Below are 17618 nucleotides of genomic sequence, written 5' to 3'. Positions count from 1 at the left end.
TGGTGTTGATTTTTGTTTGGCTACTTTTTACCGAACAGGTAATTGATGCCCGCTTTGTAAAAAGCAATGTTAAGAGGGGTGTTTCTTGAATTAACACTTCCCTCGGGACTAAATCCTACATAAATATCAAATTTGTTATTAAGCGTAAAGCCTGCCTTTGTAGTTACATCGATAAGTAACGAACTTGAATTATTAAACGTTAGAACGTTTGAGGTGACAAAAGCGCCATCGAATAAAGAATAATAGCTTGTATTACGTTTCTCATTTGAAATGAATGAGGCATTAAACCCTACACCCACAGCTAAATATATTTTAGCGGTGGGTTTGTTATAAAAATTGTATAAAAATTGGGGGTTAAGGGTAATTATTTTTTGATTGAACGTAATGTTTTCTGCCAAAAGCAGCCCGTCGGCAGCGCCTTGCAAATTGTAATTGCCTTTGTTAGCGGTTACGCTTAACTCGGTACGTATGAGTACGGTTCCAACATTTTTGTTAAAAAAGGCATCCATGCCAACATGCACTTCAGGGAAAAAATTTACCGTGGAAGATGTGCTGTTTAAATAGGCGGTGCCTTGGCTGGTAGTTTTGGTGCCGTTTGCTGCCAGGCCAACATAAAACCTCAACCCATTTTGGCTTTCAACTTTAATTTTACTTTGTCCGTTCGGCCCGTTTATTTTGCTGACTATTTTTTGTAAATCGCTTTCGCTGTAATCAGAAAACTGGATTTGATTGGCTGTTTTTTTGTCGGCAGGTTGGTAGCGGGCAATTAGTACCTGCAACTGGCGCCTGTAAATAGTTTGAGTAACCGTTTTTGATCCGTCTTCGGGGTTTATAAACACGCGGTACGTTAATTCAGTGGGGACCGAGTTGCCTTCGGCTATAAAATACCGTGTTTTAAGGCTATCGGTAAAGCTATATAACGATACATTTTTACCGCCGGTGATTAAGCGCAAAAATACGGCACTGGTTGTCGAAGAGCTATCCATTCCTGTCGATAAGTCGGAAGTGTTGGTTTTAGCCATACTTATGGCTAACGTAAACCGCTTGTAATATTCAAAACCGGTAACAGCAAAGGCCTGTGTATTATTGGTGTTTTGTTTATCAACCTGGGTATTATTGCCCGTTTTAAAATTAATGCTTTTGGGGTTTTGGTTCCAATCTTTGTAATCAACAAAACCTTTTACAGTATCGCCATTTAGGTTTATAATGTAGCCTGGTTTGTAATTGCTTTGAGCTAAGGTAATTAGCGGAATAAGTAATAATAGTGTAGTAAAATATTTTTTCATTGATGATAATAGGTTTGATTTGCCTTAAATATAGGTTTTTTTCATAAAAAAAATAAACCGTATTATTATCAATGAAAAACAGGAGGCTTTTGCCAGTGGTAACTAGCAGTTTGCTTAATATTTTATAAATTTATCTATCTGTTCGTTAGTAAATTTAATGGTTTCGGGGTTCGAGAGGTCGCCATCTTCGGTAAACTCGTTTTTAATTGCTGTGATGTGGATTTTTAAGGGCATCACATGCAAATTTACGTAGTTACAAATACCGGTAAAGTGTTCAACACCGCGTATATTACCATATCTGCCGGATGACAGGCCCACCAAAGCGGCCTTTTTATCATAAAAGCTATCCGGAAAAGTGCAGGCATCAATAAATACTTTTAACACACCCGGGAAACTGCCATTATACTCGGGTATTATAAAAATAAACTTATCGGTGGCAGTTATAGTTTCTTGTATTTTATCAAATTGTGGGCTCCGTTTGCCATAAAGGTCGCTCACAATTAAATTATCGGGCAGTTGCGCCATTGATAATATGCCGGCTTCAACACCTTTATTGCCTAAAACTTTTTGGTAATATTTAGCCAGTTTAAGTGTTGCGCTGCCTGGGCGGTTAGTACTGGCAATTATAGTTACCATTTATATATTTTGTTTGTAAGTTAGCATTAGGTGTAGATTACAGAATTGTTTAATTTTGTATCTTTAACCCGGTTTAAACATTGCGAAAGTATAAATTTCTGTTTGTAATTACAGCCGGGAGTTTGTTTTAAATGCAATGTGCTTGCTAGTAAAATTTATTAACTGCTATTTATAGTATTGCCCATAAGTGTTCGTTTAATATAGTACCAGCCAATTTTAAGGTTAAAAATTTATAAAAAATATAATGAGTAAAATTATTGCTTTAGCTAATCAAAAAGGTGGCGTAGGTAAAACCACATCATCTATTAATTTAGCTGCATGTTTAGCTGTACTGGAGTTTAAAACTTTGCTTGTAGATGCCGATCCGCAAGCAAATTCCACATCGGGCATCGGTTTCGATCCGCGCAATATAAAAAATAGCATTTACGAGTGCATCATCAACGAAGTTCACCCGGATGATGCAATTCAGAAAACAGACACTCCTAATCTTGATTTATTACCTGCCCATATTGACCTTGTAGGTGCCGAAATAGAGATGATTAACCTTACCGACCGTGAGTATAAAATGAAAGGGGTTTTGGATAAGGTGCGTGATAAATACGACTTTATTATTATTGATTGTTCGCCATCGTTAGGTTTAATAACCATTAACGCACTTTCGGCTGCCGATTCGGTAATTATACCTGTACAATGCGAGTATTTTGCATTGGAGGGATTAGGCAAACTATTAAACACAATAAAAATTGTACAAAACAGGTTAAACCCTAAATTAGAAATAGAAGGCATTTTATTAACCATGTACGATGTACGCCTGCGCTTATCAAACCAGGTAGTAGAAGAAGTTAAAACCCATTTTGAAAACCTGGTGTTTGACACCATTATACAGCGTAACACCCGTTTAAGCGAAGCACCAAGCTTTGGCCTATCGGTAATTATGCACGATGCAAGCTGCAAGGGCGCTATAAATTATTTAAACCTTGCACGCGAAATTATACGTAATAACGGTTTAGTAGCGGTAGAATCGGACTTTACCAGAGCAACAATAGAATAATGAGTGTAGAAAAGAGAAAGGCGTTAGGGAGAGGATTAAGTGCACTGTTAAATGATTCTGCAGATGTAGTTCCAAATACCAGACCGACGGCAGATAATAGCAACAACAACAATAATAGGGATAGTGTTAGCAGCAGTCCGCAGGTAAATGATATGGGTTCGGTTAACGAGATCCGTATCAGTGAGATAGAAGTAAATCCTTATCAGCCGCGTACCGAATTTGATGAGCAGGCCCTGGCCGAGCTTGCCGATTCGATCAAATTGCAAGGATTAATACAGCCTATTACCATACGCAAGGTTAGCTCCAATGCTTACCAGTTAATATCGGGCGAGCGCCGTTTGCGTGCTTCCAAATTGGCAGGTTTAACACAAATACCCGCCTATATACGCCTTGCCAACGACCAGCAAATGCTGGAAATGGCACTCATAGAAAACATACAGCGCGAAAACTTAAATGCCATTGAGGTTGCATTAAGCTTTCAACGGATGATTGAGGAGTGTAACCTGCGGCAGGATGAACTGGGCGAACGGGTAAGCAAAAACCGATCGACGGTTACAAACTATTTGCGCTTACTAAAATTACCACCAGCTATACAGGCATCTATACGCGATGGGCAAATTACAATGGGCCATGCCAAAGCACTCATTACCATTAGCGACCCGGTTAACCAGTTGTTTTTGCATCAGCAAATTTTACAAGGCGGCCTATCGGTACGCAGGGTTGAAGAGCTGGCGCGCGATCTGCAAAATGCACCACAAAAAAAGGATGTAAAAAAGCCGGCCGGTTTACCCTTCCAGGTACAAAAAATAGAAGACGATTTGGCTTCGAGGTTTGGTACCCGTGTTAAGGTTAAATTGGGGCAGCAAGGCAAAGGGGCTATTGAAATACCCTTTTTATCCGAAAACGATTTAGGCCGTATTCTTGAAATGTTGGATTGGTAGGCATGTACAGGCATTTACTTTTTATTGTTTTTATATTTGTTTTTTTTGAGGCCAAGGCTCAAATTGCAGATACCACCCAACATCGCAATAAAAAGGATAGTTTAAATATGAAGCGCGATTCGCTTTTATCTAAACCCTTTGTACCTAAAGTTAAAAAGCCAAAAGTTTACCATCCCGATAGTACCCATAGCCCGCGTAAAGCGGTGATGCGGTCGTTATATTTCCCTGGCTGGGGGCAAGTATATAACAGGCATGGCTTATGGTGGCGGTTGCCGGTTTTATATACGGGTTTATACTTTTTGGTAAAAAACGTATATGTTAACGGGCGCGATTACAATTTATTTTTAGCGGAATCTGAATGGCGCTCGCACGGACGGCAGGGAACCGAACCGCTGCCGCTTTACAAGCAAGGTACCGATTATATTGTAATAACAACCGTAAGCGACCAAACCATTTACAATTACAAAGATAACCTGCGCCGCAACCGCGACCTCAGTATATTTGGTATAGTGGGCGTTTGGGGCGTAGCCGCCATTGATGCCTATGTTGAGGCCAAGTTTATCCATTCGTACAGTATGGATGATAACCTGAGCTTTAAAATTGCGCCATCGCTGATGAGCACGCCAAGTTATGCTTCAAATTTTAATACTACCTTTACTCCTTCATTAAAAATAACATTCTTTTTACGATGAAAATAGCCTTATTGGGATATGGTAAAATGGGCAAAATAATTGAAAAAATAGCCCTCGACCGTAAGCACGAAATTGTATTAAAAATAGATTACACCAACCTTAACGAGCTTACCGTTGAAAACCTTAAACAGGCCGATGTAGCTATTGAGTTTAGCACGCCCGATTCGGTTTTAAACAACATTGCCAAGTGTTTTGAGGCCAACCTGCCTATTGTTATTGGTACTACCGGCTGGTACGGCCAACTGCAAAACATAAAAGACGAATGTATTGCGGGTAACAACGCGTTGCTTTACGCATCTAACTTTAGTGTAGGCGTTAATGTGTTTTTCCATGTGAACAAGTTGCTGGCCAAACTGATGAATAATTACCCTTATTATGATGTGCAGGTTGAAGAGATTCACCATACCCAAAAGCTGGATTCGCCAAGTGGTACAGCCATGACTATTGCCGAGGGTATTATTGATAACATGGAAGGCAAAACCGAGTGGGTAAACGTGCTTGAGCACGATGGCAGCACGGGTATTGATATGGTAAAAAATAACCAGGTGCTTATCGAATCGTTAAGGATAGATAGCGTACCGGGCACGCACACGGTGATCTATGATTCGGAAGTGGATATGATTGAATTTAAGCACACAGCACACAACCGCAATGGTTTTGCTTTGGGTGCCGTAATGGCCGCCGAATGGTTAAAGGATAAGAAAGGGTTTTTTAGTGCTGCCGATATGTTTAATTTTGACGTTTTAAGTAAATAATATAATGAATGTAGTATATTTTGTAATAGCCGTTATAGTACTTATAGTACTACCATACATCGGATTGTGGAAATTATTTGAGAAAGCGGGTGAAGCTGGATGGAAAGCATTCATTCCTATTTATAACTTATATGTTATGATAGAGCTAAGTGGTAGACCTAAATGGTGGGTGATACTTCTTTTTATACCGGCCATTAACATTATTGTTGGTGTTGGCATAACCATTGATTTTATAAAATCATTTGGTAAGACCTCCTTTGGCGATATAATTAAAGGGGTAGTATTACAATTTATATATTTACCCATTTGGGGGTTTGATCCCAAAACTCAATATTTAGGTCCGTCAACAAGCGAAGAGTTCAAAGAGAAATATCAAAAAAATATAAAAAAATCGTCTACTCAAGAATGGACAGAAGCTATTATATTTGCCGTTGTAGCTGCCACATTAATCCGCACACTGTTTATTGAGGCCTACACTATACCAACACCATCAATGGAGCGGTCGCTCCTGGTTGGCGATTTTTTGTTTGTAAGTAAAGTAAACTACGGTGCCCGCACACCCATGACGCCCGTTGCCTTCCCTTTTGCACACCATACCATGCCTTTATTAAATACCAAGGCTTATTGGGACGGTATTAAATTGCCTTATTATCGTTTGCCGGGATTAAGCGAAGTTAAAAAAGGCGACGTAGTTGTATTTAACTACCCGGTAGATGCCGATTCGCCACTTTATCGCCCGGTTGATAAGCGCGAAAACTATATAAAACGCTGCCAAGGAACCCCCGGCGATACTGTGAGCGTGGTTGATGCGCAGGTTTATGTTAACCGCAAAGCCGCACCTAACCCGCCGGGTGCACAAACACAATATAACCTAAGCTCGTCCAGCCAGTTAAATCAAAAGATATACGATGATTTGGAGGTAACCTATTACCCCAACGATGTGTTGCCTACCATGACAAAGGATGCTTTTAACACACTTAAAGGTTATTCGCAAGTAGCTATAAGCCCTGTAATTGCAAAGCGCGGTACTGGTGATCCATCTGTTTTTCCAAACTTTCGCAACTTTACCAAGCTGTATCCTTTAAACGGGAAAACACCTCAATATAATTGGAACGTTGATAACTTTGGGCCTATTATTATCCCTAAAAAAGGATGGACCGTAAAACTGGATAGCTTAACCATGCCACTTTATGGCCGCGCCATTGAAGTTTACGAGAATAACAAGGTTGTTATTAAAGGCAATGATATTTTTATAAATGGTACTAAAACCGATACTTATACCTTTAAAATGAATTATTACTGGATGATGGGCGACAACCGCCATGATTCGGAAGATTCACGCTTCTGGGGCTTTGTTCCCGAAGATCATATTGTTGGCAAGGCTCTGTTTATCTGGATGAGTTGGGACGATAACGCGTCGTTTATACACAAAATACGCTGGAGCAGGCTATTTAGAGGAATACATTAAGAACAAAAGTAAGAGTCCCCATTTAATGAGGGCACTTAAAAAGTACAGTACCAAAATGGGGCAGTTCATCAAATCATGAATTGCCCCATTTTCTTTAAGCTCTAAGTGGTTTTTCTCAACCATCATTTTCTATAGCCGATTATCAGGGCTTCAAATTCAATTTTTGCATCACTTTATTTATCTGGTTAATTTTTAAGTTACTTTTTCAGTGCAAAAACAAAAGCCTTCGGTTTTGTCCGGAGGCTTGAGTTTGTTAATATATATAAAGGATTGATTTGGGCTGTTTTTATCTGCCTTGCAGTGGGGCAAATTTGTTACTATAGTCTTTAAGTTTGGCATATAGTTGCGCGCTCAACTGCGGCTGATTGTTATTGCGCGTGGTATCAACCATAGCACTTAACAACGACATCGATATTTGAATGTTACGAATATCAAGGCCTCCGCTTTGTTTGTCCATCAAGTTATAGTTATACTCTAATTGGTCGGTAACGTAGTTGTCAACACTTTTAATGTACCTTGTACCTATACCATAGTCATGTAGTTTGTATGCGGTTTCGGCCAAAATATATTTTTTGCTGGCAGTATCAATATCCGGGTTAATATCGGGCATTTCGGCATCAAACTTATGCAGCGCGTTAAGGGCCAATTGTGTTTTGCCATCTTTTATCAATCCGTTGGCGAGGTTAATAAAAGTTGTTTCCATAAGGTCGTAAAATTGCAGGGTCGATACATTGTCTAAATACCGGGCTGTTTTATAATTCCCGAATTTAAACTTGGCCATTACGTTATTATACATCACCAAACTATTGGTTTTGCTATATTCGTCGTGTTGGGTGGTATCTGGTTTTAGTGGTAGCAGGCGGTAGGTAAAGCCCTCTTTATACAAATAAGGTTGCAAGCCGGCCATACTGGCTGTATTGCCGGTAGTGGTAAAGCAAATGGGGCGTTTCCAGTTGTTGTGCGCCAAAATATCTATCATAGCCAGGTTATCTTTAGTAATATAATTACCCGGAAACTGCCACTCCAAAGTTTTAGCAATTTTATTTTGTTGTTGCGCGCTTACAACGCCGTTTTTAATTACTTCGTTGGCATCAACTGTTAATTTAAAGTTTTTGGTTGGCAAATAGTTTAGTTTTTCGCCATTAGAGTATTCAACCTTGGCGCGTTCGTCGTCGGATGTGATGAAATCAAAAACCTCCTTCACTTCAACAGCTCCTGCAATTTTAGCATCATTGTAATAAATCACATCGCGGGTGCCATCCTTAAATTTATCAAAATTCATGGTTATAGGCAGCGGTGCCGATTGGTTCATTTTGCCCTGCATTTGGTGTACATACCAATCGCTGCCAAATAAACTCAGGCAAACAATGCGCACATCGGGCCTTATGCCCTCCACTTCCTGGTTGTACCATAGCGAGTAGGTGTCGTTATCGCCATAGGTAAACAAAATAGCATCTTTTGGGCACGATATTAAAAAGTTGTAAGCCATATCGTGCGGCGTTAATTTGGTCGACCGGTCATGGCTCTTCCATTCCTTCACGCCAATTAATACCGGCACAGCCAGGCAAATAGCAAACGAGCCTATGGTGGCAGTGCGGGCATTGAGCCATTTGCGGGTAAATTGGGTTACGGCTATTACGCCGAGGCCTATCCATATCGCGAAAGCATAAAACGAACCTACATACGAATAATCGCGCTCGCGCGGCTGGAGGTTGTTTTGATTAACATAGAGTACAATGGCAATCCCGGTGAAAAAAAAGAGCAGCGTGATTATGATGGCATCATTTTTTCTCTTCCTGAAATGGTATATCATCCCCAGCAAGCCCAGTACCAGCGGAACTGCATACAAAGGCGTATATGTTACCCCCTGTGTTATTGATTTGGGCAGGTGCTTGTTGCCGTCAAATATGCCACTCGTCCAGTTGCCATCAACACTGCTTGCATTTTGCTGCCCGTCGGCATCGTTATAGCGGCCCACAAAGTTCCATAAAAAATAGCGGGCATACATTTGGTATATCTGCCAGTTCAACAACCATTTTAAGTTATCGGCAAAGGTTGGGCTTTGGCCGTCGGCAATGTTTAAAAAGTTTTTGTAAAACTGCACGTTTTGGGCATACTGGGCGTCTTGCTCGGTACTCCATATGCGGGGTAAAATGGTTGTATGGTCGTAAGTATAGCTCATCTTTTTGCCCGCTTCTTCGTACTTTGTTTTTCCCTTACGGTAAATGGGGCTGCCTTCGCTTTGGTCGGTTATTTTGGCATCATAGTAAGGGCCGCTTAATAAGGGTGTTTCGCCGTATTGGGTGCGGTTTAAGTAGCTGTATAGCGTAAAAGCGTTATCGGGATGGGTATTGTTTAAATTGGTATTAGCCGTTGCCCTGATGGGTATGTAAGCGAACGAACTATAGCCGAAATAAATAAAAGCCAAACATAACAGTGCCAAATTGAGCAAGGGCTTTTTATTGCGGATGCTGTACCTAATGCCATAAACCATAGCGCCAATTAACAGTGCAAAAAACACAATGGCGCCGGTGCCAAAAGGCATACCCAAAGTATTAACAAAAAACAAATCGAAATAAGCGGCTATGTGTATGGTGTAACCCCTTATGCCAAACTGTACCAGGGCCAATATAGCAATGCCGGCAAAAAATGCCGCAATACCTGTTTTGGCATTAATGTTTGTATACCTGCGGAAATAATAAACCATTGCAATAGCAGGTATGGTAAGCAAATTGAGTAAGTGTATGCCAATAGATAAGCCCATAATGTAGGCTATTAAAATAATATACCTATCTGCGCCCGGTTCATCGGCGTGGGCATCCCACTTTAATATGGCCCAAAAAACTATAGCCGTGCAAAGCGACGACAGTGCAAACACAATAGTTTCTACAGCCGAAAACCAAAAGGTATCGGTAAAAGTAAATGCTAAGGCGCCAATTAAACCCGCGGCCATAATAACAGGGGTGTTTAATTTGCCCTCTTTTTTGAGTATGAGCTTTTTGGCCAGTGCCGTAATGGTCCAAAATAAAAACATGATGGTTGCACCACTGGCCAATGCCGACATTAAGTTAGTGAAATATGCAACCTTGGTATTATCGCCCAGCGAAAGCAGCGAGAAAGCTTTACCCAACATGGCAAATAATGGATAACCCGGCTGGTGCGATACCTGCAACCTAAAGGCGCACGAAATAAATTCGCCGCAATCCCAAAAGCTAACAGATGGTTCGAGCGTTAAAATGTAAGTGGCCGAGGCTATTAAAAAGCAAAGCCAGCCTAAAAGGTTGTTTAGTTTTTTGTATTGCATGTTGGTGAAAAGTAAAGTTTTACCATATAGTATTGAAGCCAATTTCAACACTATTTTTAGTAAAACATTGACATTTAACACCTTTTAACATCATTTAACATTTGGCAGGTTAAGCTAGGGGAGAAAATCTCCCCCGCATTAAATCTGTTTAATAATGAAAATCATATCTTTTTTAACACCACAGGCTCATTTAAAAAGCTATACATCTGTTTGTAAAACTCGCGGATAGCTGCATAATTTTCAGCAAAATATAGCGATTGCTTGTGGTTAACAGCCATGCGTACCCTAACCATGCCATTTTCTTCGGTTACTATGCGTTTAAAGGTAATGGTACCATCTGGTATGGCAACGCTTACGTTTTTGGGCAGCGCGTCTAACTTATAGCCATTGGGTAGTTTGTAAAAACCGCTAATGGTGTAATTATGCCTGTACCCAAAATCAATATCCGATACCCGGTTTTCTTTCATAAACGGGTTGGCACCCATTAAGTTAAACAGGTTTATGTTAAAGTAAAGATATCCTTCGGCCAGGCCGGTAAGCTCCTGCTCAAAGGCAATTTTTTGTTTTAGCGGTAAAGTATCAACATCCATATCCTCAAATTTTATGGATGATATTTTTAAGCCCGTATAATCGTTGGTAAGGGATGTTAAATATTTTTCTTCGCCATTAGTTTTGTAGCTTTTTATAGCGTTAATTTTGTTACGGCCCGTGCTTGATATTTCTGTTGTGCCGGCCATTTTTCCGTTTGCATTAACCTCTGCGTTAACAAATATGGATTGAATAGCAGGTTCTTTTTTTTCTAAAAAAAGTGCATCATGGTGGTTTTCATCCGGGTCTATTTTCAAGCCAAAATGGTTCAAATAGTCCTCTGGTATTTCATTAAACTGGCCATACTTGTCTGATGCATCTAAAACATAACAGCGCGTGCTATCAACACGTAGGTAAACCACCATATTGTTAAATATATAAGCATCAGGGTTGGCCACATTTACCCGGCCATGGTTTTTGGTGCTTACCAGCATCGGGAAGCTTTTTACGCCGACTTTTTTTAGCAAGTGATAAACCATCATATTAATCTCGCCCGAGTAGCCGGTTTGTTTGTTCCAGGCTGAAGATACGCCATCAAACGAAAAAGGAGCATGTTTTTCGTTCCAGCGCATGTGCTCTTTAACTGTATTAAAAATGTACGATATTTTTTCATTGTCGCTTGCCATGCTTTTTGCCTTGTCAATAATTATTTTTTCCTGGGGTAAGCCTTTGTCAAGGCCGGATGAAAATTCCGGAATCTCCATATACTTATTGCCCACAATTTGCCAGGTAAAGTTGAGGCGGCTGGCAAGGGTATATTCCAACCGTTGTAAATTTGTTTGCCGGCTAGTCATAAAAGGCTCGTCGGGTAACGATGGTATATTGGCAAGAGCCCTAATTTGTCTAAAATCGTCAACACCGCCAACGGCTTTCGCAAAGGGTTGCCTAACATAAGGTATAGCCCTAAAAGTTACGCCCGTTGGTAAGTCGGTATCAATTTGGCTGTACCTGGTTGGGATTTCACGCTGAAAATACCATGTAGGAAAGCCTCCCACATAAAAGGTAAATTCCACTTCAATAACCGAACCCGCCCTTACATTAGGAAATGGAAATACCATAGCGGAATGCTCACGATCTACCGTTTCGGTATAAATCGATTTTTTATCTAAGGGGCTGGCAATAATCTCGCCATTCTCTAAATTCAGCGTTTCAGCTTTTAAACCCGATAATTGTTTCTCCATTAGGGTGCTCAAATATTCTATCCGGAAGTTGGCTACTCTTTTACCGGCCTCATTAAAAATTTTTATGCGCACATGTTTTTTGATGTATACGCCTCCGTCTGATGTAATGGTTCCTTTATCAAAAAGTACCTCGGCATTGGCGTCTTTTTCAAAATCGCAGGCTTTCATGGTCATGTCGTCCATACTTATTTTGCCGTAGGGTTGCAAAGCATTTGGCGGTATTTGGGCACTTTGGCTTGTGGTAACTATTGTTTGGGCGTTGGCGGCAAATACCAATAGTAAAAAAAGGCTGGTAAAAAGTTTAGTCATACTTGTGTGATAAGATATATGCTAAATTTATAAAATCTGCGTTTAATAAGAGTAGTATGTATTAAATATTTTGATTGAATTAAATAGCGAAAGCTACAAAACAGATGATTATTTTGATGTTGATAAATTAATTTAATAAACTTACCTTTGCACCCGCGAAACATCTTGAGATAAAATACGTTATACATAAACAAAGTACACAAAAATTAAAAAAGCAACCCGCTCCGGCAGGCAAAAAATGCCGCTAAAGGGTTCAATAAGGTAAAATTGTTTATAAAATGTTGTTATTTCAGGATAGTGTCATTTAAGTGATAAATGTTTATTTATACAACAATTTTAATTTAATTTTTTTCGTTTATCAATGTGACGAAACAATTTAGTACATTGTACAGCATAAGGGTACAATAATTTATTTATGTTATTATAACAAATGAGACAACTCAAAATATCCCAATCCATTACAAACCGCGAATCTCAATCGTTAGATAAATATCTGACCGAGATTGGCAAAGTAGACTTGATAACCGCTGATGAAGAAGTTATATTGGCACAAAAAATCAGGGAAGGGGATCAGGCTGCTTTGGAGCGCCTAACAAAAACTAACCTGCGTTTTGTTGTATCAGTAGCTAAGCAGTATCAAAACCAGGGCCTTACCCTTGGCGATTTAATTAACGAAGGTAACCTGGGTTTAATTAAAGCGGCAAAACGCTTTGACGAAACTAAGGGTTTCAAATTTATTTCGTACGCCGTTTGGTGGATTCGTCAGTCTATTTTATCGGCTGTAGCCGAGCAGTCACGTATTGTTCGTTTACCATTAAACCAAATCGGGTCGTTAAACAAAATCCGTCAGGCCTTCTCTAAACTGGAGCAACAATATGAGCGTGAGCCATCGCAGGCAGAATTAGCCGACATATTGGAAACTACCGAAGACAAGATCAGCGATTCGTTAAGTAACTCAGGCCGTCATGTATCCATGGACGCACCGTTTGTACAAGGCGAAGAAAATACTTTGTTAGACGTTTTGCAAAACAATGAGCCTACCACTGATGATTACTTGATGGAAGAATCGCTTTCACAAGAGATCATGCGTTCGTTGGTTACTTTAGCCGAGCGCGAGCGCGAGGTTATTGTATTGTTTTTTGGCTTAGGTAATAACTACCCTTTATCGTTAGAAGAAATAGGAGAGAAATATAACCTTACCCGCGAACGTGTTCGCCAGATAAAAGATAAAGCTTTACAACGTTTACGCCACACTTCGAGGAGTAACCTATTACAATCGTATTTGTAATAAATACAGTTTTAAAATAACAAAAAGAGGCTCCCGGAAAAATTTTCCGGGAGCCTCTTTTTGTTTTATGCAGATTGCTTAATTACCTATGTGGCGGGCAACCCGGTTTTCCTGATGGTTTAACCGTGCGGTTTCGTGGCTGGTTAAATGGCCGTTGTGGCGCATTGCCATTCTGCTTTCTTCTTTTCTTATCCGGTAATCGTTGCGTTGTAAACGTGCGCCCTCCCTGTACGACATTTTGCCTTCCTTCACCTCTTGGTGAATGCGGCGGTCCTGGTTAGCCAACCTGTGGTTTACTTCGGCGCGGCGTGGATGGGTATTGTCAAAACGGGTTTGAGCAAATGATGAACTTGATATTCCGAGTATGGCGATCATGACTGACATGATTAATGCTTTAGTTTTCATAATAATTTATTTTTTGTAAGTATGACGGATAATAAGCACCAGGGTTTAGTGGTGACTCGCTTGTAGCCTAAACGTTACTTTATTGTGCAAAATGCTTAACCATTTACGTAAATGTTTGTTGATGCTGCTAAATACAGTAGATTTATTGGATGATGATGCGCCGGTTTTTAAAAAATATTTTAAGCAAACCCATTGGAAAATTAGCCGACAAGTACGACTCAAGGCCCGACCAAAAGCGGGTGTTTGCAGCCTTAACCGAATTAAATCAGAATATTAAAACTAACCCCGGTAAAAAAGGGCCTGTTATTGAGTTTGATGAGCAGCAGCAGTTTATCATATTTTCCGATCAGCATAAGGGTACAAAAAACGGCTCAGATATTTTTGCTTTCGCGGAACAGAATTACATAGCAGCGCTCGATCACTACAACAAAAATAATTTTACCTATATTAATTTAGGCGATGGCGAAGAGCTTTGGGAAAATACTATTGCCCGTGTAAAACGGAAAAATAAAACCAGTTTTACTAACGAACGCTTATTTGCCGATAGGGATGCCTTTATAAAGATATTTGGCAACCACGATTTATATTGGGATAACGACCCGCTTGCTCCCTTGTTTATTGAGCGCATTTACGGGCGCAAATTGCCAATTTACGAAGGCGTTATACTGCAATGCAAAATTGATGGTAAGCCCTTGGATATATTTTTAACTCATGGCCACCAGGGCGATTTACAAAGCGATGGCAACTGGTTTAGCAAATGGTTTATTGCTACCATATGGGGGCCGCTGCAAATGTACCTGCAACTTAATTTGAATACACCATCGGTTGACGACCATTTGAAGACCTTGCACAACACCATGATGTTTAACTGGAGCGCATTACAAACCAATGCCTTGCTTATTACCGGGCACACCCACCAACCTGTTTTTGAATCGCTCACGCACCTGGAGCGCATGTATCGCAAAATGGACATCGCAAAAGCCGACAACGATACTGCTACCCTTAAACTGATAGAACAGCAAATTGATAAACACGTAGTTAAAGGCAGTGCCCTGCCAAGTTTTAAAGGCTACAAGCCCACCTACTTTAACAGCGGCTGCTGCTGTTTTAACGACGGCGATATTACCGGGATAGAAATAGAGCAAGGTTTTATACGGCTTGTTAAATGGAAGTATGATAGCCAACAATCGGTAAGGGTTGTATTGGAAGAAATAGCTTTGCGCGAATTGGTTGCTGCCATTTAAATTGCAAATTAATTTTCTTTAGTGCTTGTTCGTTGCTTTTCATCAACTGCACCGTTGCTGCTTGTTGTCTTTTTTATTTTGCCGCCAAACGAGTAACTTAAACTTAGCCTTACAGCGGTGGTTTCGTTAGCATTTGCCCAGTATTGATTTACAGATACCGAGTTTTGTACATAGGCTATTTTATAAGTATGCAGTATATCGGTAACGTTAAGGGCCAGCCATCCGCGGCTACCAAATAGGGCTTGCCGCAAGCCGGTTGTTGCTACAAAATATGGATCGTTAACAACGTTGCGATCTTGCGCCTTACCCCTGTATTTCAGCAGTAATAAAAACGAAAGCTTTTTGTTGAGTGCAAAGCTGTTATACGTATCAAAATTAGCGGTTAATAATTGCTTATTGTAAACGCCGACATCGTTATCTGTTGTTTTAAACCATTGTTCGTTTAAATTTACATTTGTGCTTGTAAACCACCAAGGTGTAATTTGCCTGTTGTAAGCCAGTATAAAACTGGCATATTGGGTGTAGCGGTTATTATCGGGCCGGGTGGTGGTAATGGTTTTATCGCCGTTGTAAGGAGAGGTGAAAAAGGTAAAGTCGTGCAGGCTGATGCTGTAATTAATTGTAGCAAAAAAGGCATTTTTAAATGCGTTTGTTACCGATGCATTGTATAAAATTGCGGGTTGTAATTGTGGGTTGCCTTGTAAATAGGTGGTGGAGTTTATAATTCGCAGTAGTGGGTTCAGGTTTTCGTAAGTAGGGCGGTCTATCCGTTTATTGAGGGTTAGGTTCAGGCTTTCGTTAGCGTTTAGTTTAAAGTCGAAGTATGCCGATGGGAATAACTGGATATATTTTTTATCGAAAGTTTGCCCGGTTTGTTGCTGTTGCCCGGTGCCCAAAGTACCTTCGCCGCGAAGGCCCAATTGGTACGAAAATCTCTTGTGTTCTTTATTGTAAGTGAAATATAGCGCATTGATGTTTTCGGAGTATTTAAAATAATCGTTTTGTGCTAAATTGGGGGTGTTTACATCGGCAACAATATTATAGAGCATGTTGCTGTTGTTTGAAACCACATAGCTCGATTTAAAACCGAACTCTAAGTGTGCATTATTTTTTAATGGGTACTGATAATCTGCCTTGGCAGAATATACATCAAATCTCCTATCCTGGTTGAAAAGTGTTTTTTGGGCATCGGTAAAAGTACCCAATGTATCGTAATTTGTGTTTTGGTTGTGTTGGTTGGAGTTATTGGTGTAAATAAAATAGTCCATATCAATAGTATACTCTTTACCCAGAGTATCTAACTGGTGCAGCAAATGCATGCCCGATGAAAAATTATTGGTATTGGTTTTTACCAGGTTTGAAAACGAATTACTGCCGTTGATGGCTTGGTTAGCAGTATATAAATTAGTACTCGAAAGCGCATTTCTATCGAACACTTGCAAGCCATTAGTTGCCGAAAATGACAATGTTGTTTTTTTAGACAGGTATAAATCTAAGCCTAATGTAGGAGTATAGGTTGCATTGCTGCGAATGCTGTTAATGGCCGACACATTTTGGTTGGTGAAAACGTGGTTACCATCAAAAAAATCAGACACTAAGTTGTTGTCAACATAGTATTTGTTGTGCGAGTAATCGGCATTGAAAAATAAATTGTAACCCGTGTTTTTATAGTTAAGGTTTAAACCTCCGTTTTGCTTTCCAAAGCGCCCCTGCCCGGCACCGCCGTAAACGTTTCCGTTTAAACCTTCCTTATGGTTTCGCTTTCGCACAATGTTAATAATGCCACCCGCCCCGGCAGCATCATACCTGGCCGAAGGATGGGCTATCAATTCTATTTTCTGAATATTTGTGGATGACATGCCCTTTAGTAAACTGGATAACGCACTTGAAGATAGGGGAGTGGCCTTACCATCAATATATATCTGCACGCCCTGGCCGTTCAGGCTAATTTGGTCGTCGGGGTTAACGGTAACACCCGGCAGTTTATCCATTACTTCCATTATTGATTGGCCTGCTGTTAAGCCATTGTCAAGGTTTACTACTATTTTGTCTGCACGCCTTTCAATAAACTGGGTTTGCGCCTTAATGGTAACGGCGTTTAACATTTTGGTGGCGGGTAGTAATTTTATCACACCCAAATCAATTTTCGTGTTGTTTTCAAAGGCAATGGCTGGTGTAGCATAGCTTTTAAAACCAAGCATTTTTATTTGCAGCACATAGCAGCCTTTGTTTATTGTACCAAAACTAAAAGTGCCATCATTGCCGCTAATTCCGGTTTTATAAAAAGTTGAATCCGAACAGTTTTTCAAAAACAGGGATACAAATGGTAATGGAAGGTTAGTTTCGTCAACCACTTTACCCGTTAGTGTACCTTTATTTAAGCTTTGGGCATTGCCGCTTAATACCAGTAGCAGCATACACACTGCCATTAAAATAAACTTGAGCGAAAACCTTTTTGGGATGAGCATAA

13 protein-coding genes are annotated in these 17618 nt (G+C 40.2%); 7 read left to right on the top strand and 6 right to left on the bottom strand.

The window, feature by feature from the left end:
* Nucleotides 1–20 precede the first annotated feature (20 nt).
* Nucleotides 21–1286, bottom strand: a complete 1266-nt coding sequence (locus tag BDD43_RS01415; RefSeq protein ID WP_121195891.1) for a hypothetical protein — start codon at nucleotides 1284–1286, stop codon at nucleotides 21–23.
* 114 nt (nucleotides 1287–1400) lie between these two features.
* Nucleotides 1401–1922 carry an NADPH-dependent FMN reductase gene (locus BDD43_RS01410; protein WP_121195889.1) on the bottom strand — a complete coding sequence of 174 codons (522 nt, stop codon included), beginning with the start codon at nucleotides 1920–1922 and terminating at the stop codon, nucleotides 1401–1403.
* Between the two features lie 244 nt (nucleotides 1923–2166).
* Here BDD43_RS01410 and BDD43_RS01405 point away from each other — a divergent pair, with 244 nt between their 5' ends.
* From BDD43_RS01405 to lepB, 5 genes are read left to right on the top strand one after another with little or no spacing between them, the layout of a single operon-like run.
* On the top strand, nucleotides 2167–2973 hold the full coding sequence (locus BDD43_RS01405) for a ParA family protein (protein ID WP_121195888.1): 807 nt from the start codon (nucleotides 2167–2169) through the stop codon (nucleotides 2971–2973).
* A complete protein-coding gene (locus BDD43_RS01400; RefSeq protein ID WP_121195886.1) occupies nucleotides 2973–3914 on the top strand; it encodes a ParB/RepB/Spo0J family partition protein in 942 nt (313 codons plus the stop codon). The genes BDD43_RS01405 and BDD43_RS01400 overlap by 1 nt, the downstream gene beginning before the upstream one ends.
* Nucleotides 3915–3916: 2 nt before the next feature.
* Nucleotides 3917–4606: a DUF5683 domain-containing protein gene (locus BDD43_RS01395; RefSeq protein ID WP_121195885.1), complete on the top strand. Its 690-nt coding sequence runs from the start codon at nucleotides 3917–3919 to the stop codon at nucleotides 4604–4606.
* Nucleotides 4603–5361, top strand: coding sequence for a 4-hydroxy-tetrahydrodipicolinate reductase (gene dapB, locus BDD43_RS01390; protein ID WP_121195883.1), 759 nt, complete (start codon nucleotides 4603–4605; stop codon nucleotides 5359–5361). The genes BDD43_RS01395 and dapB overlap by 4 nt, the downstream gene beginning before the upstream one ends.
* A gap of 4 nt (nucleotides 5362–5365) precedes the next feature.
* On the top strand, nucleotides 5366–6829 hold the full coding sequence (gene lepB / locus BDD43_RS01385) for a signal peptidase I (protein ID WP_121195881.1): 1464 nt from the start codon (nucleotides 5366–5368) through the stop codon (nucleotides 6827–6829).
* Between the two features lie 286 nt (nucleotides 6830–7115).
* Here the strand turns inward: lepB and BDD43_RS01380 are convergent, their stop codons facing one another.
* Both BDD43_RS01380 and BDD43_RS01375 read right to left on the bottom strand, forming a co-directional pair.
* The gene (locus BDD43_RS01380) at nucleotides 7116–10133 is read right to left on the bottom strand and encodes a glycosyltransferase family 117 protein (RefSeq protein WP_121195880.1); all 3018 of its coding nucleotides are present in this window, start codon (nucleotides 10131–10133) and stop codon (nucleotides 7116–7118) included.
* 161 nt (nucleotides 10134–10294) lie between these two features.
* Nucleotides 10295–12211, bottom strand: a complete 1917-nt coding sequence (locus tag BDD43_RS01375) for a DUF3857 domain-containing protein (RefSeq protein ID WP_121195879.1) — start codon at nucleotides 12209–12211, stop codon at nucleotides 10295–10297.
* 430 nt (nucleotides 12212–12641) lie between these two features.
* Here BDD43_RS01375 and BDD43_RS01370 point away from each other — a divergent pair, with 430 nt between their 5' ends.
* Nucleotides 12642–13499: a sigma-70 family RNA polymerase sigma factor gene (locus BDD43_RS01370; protein WP_121195877.1), complete on the top strand. Its 858-nt coding sequence runs from the start codon at nucleotides 12642–12644 to the stop codon at nucleotides 13497–13499.
* Between the two features lie 78 nt (nucleotides 13500–13577).
* On the opposite strand, the gene BDD43_RS01365 is transcribed toward BDD43_RS01370, so the two are convergent.
* Nucleotides 13578–13904 carry a hypothetical protein gene (locus tag BDD43_RS01365; RefSeq protein ID WP_121195876.1) on the bottom strand — a complete coding sequence of 109 codons (327 nt, stop codon included), beginning with the start codon at nucleotides 13902–13904 and terminating at the stop codon, nucleotides 13578–13580.
* 149 nt (nucleotides 13905–14053) lie between these two features.
* On the opposite strand from BDD43_RS01365, the gene BDD43_RS01360 reads away from it, so the two are divergent.
* A complete protein-coding gene (locus BDD43_RS01360; RefSeq protein ID WP_246001400.1) occupies nucleotides 14054–15148 on the top strand; it encodes a metallophosphoesterase in 1095 nt (364 codons plus the stop codon).
* Nucleotides 15149–15156: 8 nt separating this feature from the next.
* On the opposite strand, the gene BDD43_RS01355 is transcribed toward BDD43_RS01360, so the two are convergent.
* Nucleotides 15157–17616: an outer membrane beta-barrel family protein gene (locus tag BDD43_RS01355; RefSeq protein ID WP_121195874.1), complete on the bottom strand. Its 2460-nt coding sequence runs from the start codon at nucleotides 17614–17616 to the stop codon at nucleotides 15157–15159.
* Between the last annotated feature and the right edge of the window lie 2 nt (nucleotides 17617–17618).

The organism is Mucilaginibacter gracilis (assembly GCF_003633615.1).
Taxonomy (GTDB): Bacteria; Bacteroidota; Bacteroidia; order Sphingobacteriales; family Sphingobacteriaceae; genus Mucilaginibacter; species Mucilaginibacter gracilis.
The sequence above is the reverse complement of the archived record's forward strand: the minus strand, read 5'-3'. Positions and strand labels throughout refer to the sequence as shown.

Bases quoted from the DNA above. Each gene is read 5' to 3' on its own strand.
- BDD43_RS01415 (WP_121195891.1), bottom strand. From the start codon at position 1,286: ATGAAAAAATATTTTACTACACTATTATTACTTATTCCGCTAATTACC.
- BDD43_RS01370 (WP_121195877.1), top strand. From the start codon at position 12,642: ATGAGACAACTCAAAATATCCCAATCCATTACAAACCGCGAATCTCAA.
- lepB (WP_121195881.1), top strand. From the start codon at position 5,366: ATGAATGTAGTATATTTTGTAATAGCCGTTATAGTACTTATAGTACTA.
- BDD43_RS01355 (WP_121195874.1), bottom strand. From the start codon at position 17,616: ATGCTCATCCCAAAAAGGTTTTCGCTCAAGTTTATTTTAATGGCAGTG.
- BDD43_RS01375 (WP_121195879.1), bottom strand. From the start codon at position 12,211: ATGACTAAACTTTTTACCAGCCTTTTTTTACTATTGGTATTTGCCGCC.
- BDD43_RS01365 (WP_121195876.1), bottom strand. From the start codon at position 13,904: ATGAAAACTAAAGCATTAATCATGTCAGTCATGATCGCCATACTCGGA.
- dapB (WP_121195883.1), top strand. From the start codon at position 4,603: ATGAAAATAGCCTTATTGGGATATGGTAAAATGGGCAAAATAATTGAA.
- BDD43_RS01395 (WP_121195885.1), top strand. From the start codon at position 3,917: ATGTACAGGCATTTACTTTTTATTGTTTTTATATTTGTTTTTTTTGAG.
- BDD43_RS01410 (WP_121195889.1), bottom strand. From the start codon at position 1,922: ATGGTAACTATAATTGCCAGTACTAACCGCCCAGGCAGCGCAACACTT.
- BDD43_RS01400 (WP_121195886.1), top strand. From the start codon at position 2,973: ATGAGTGTAGAAAAGAGAAAGGCGTTAGGGAGAGGATTAAGTGCACTG.
- BDD43_RS01405 (WP_121195888.1), top strand. From the start codon at position 2,167: ATGAGTAAAATTATTGCTTTAGCTAATCAAAAAGGTGGCGTAGGTAAA.
- BDD43_RS01380 (WP_121195880.1), bottom strand. From the start codon at position 10,133: ATGCAATACAAAAAACTAAACAACCTTTTAGGCTGGCTTTGCTTTTTA.
- BDD43_RS01360 (WP_246001400.1), top strand. From the start codon at position 14,054: ATGATGATGCGCCGGTTTTTAAAAAATATTTTAAGCAAACCCATTGGA.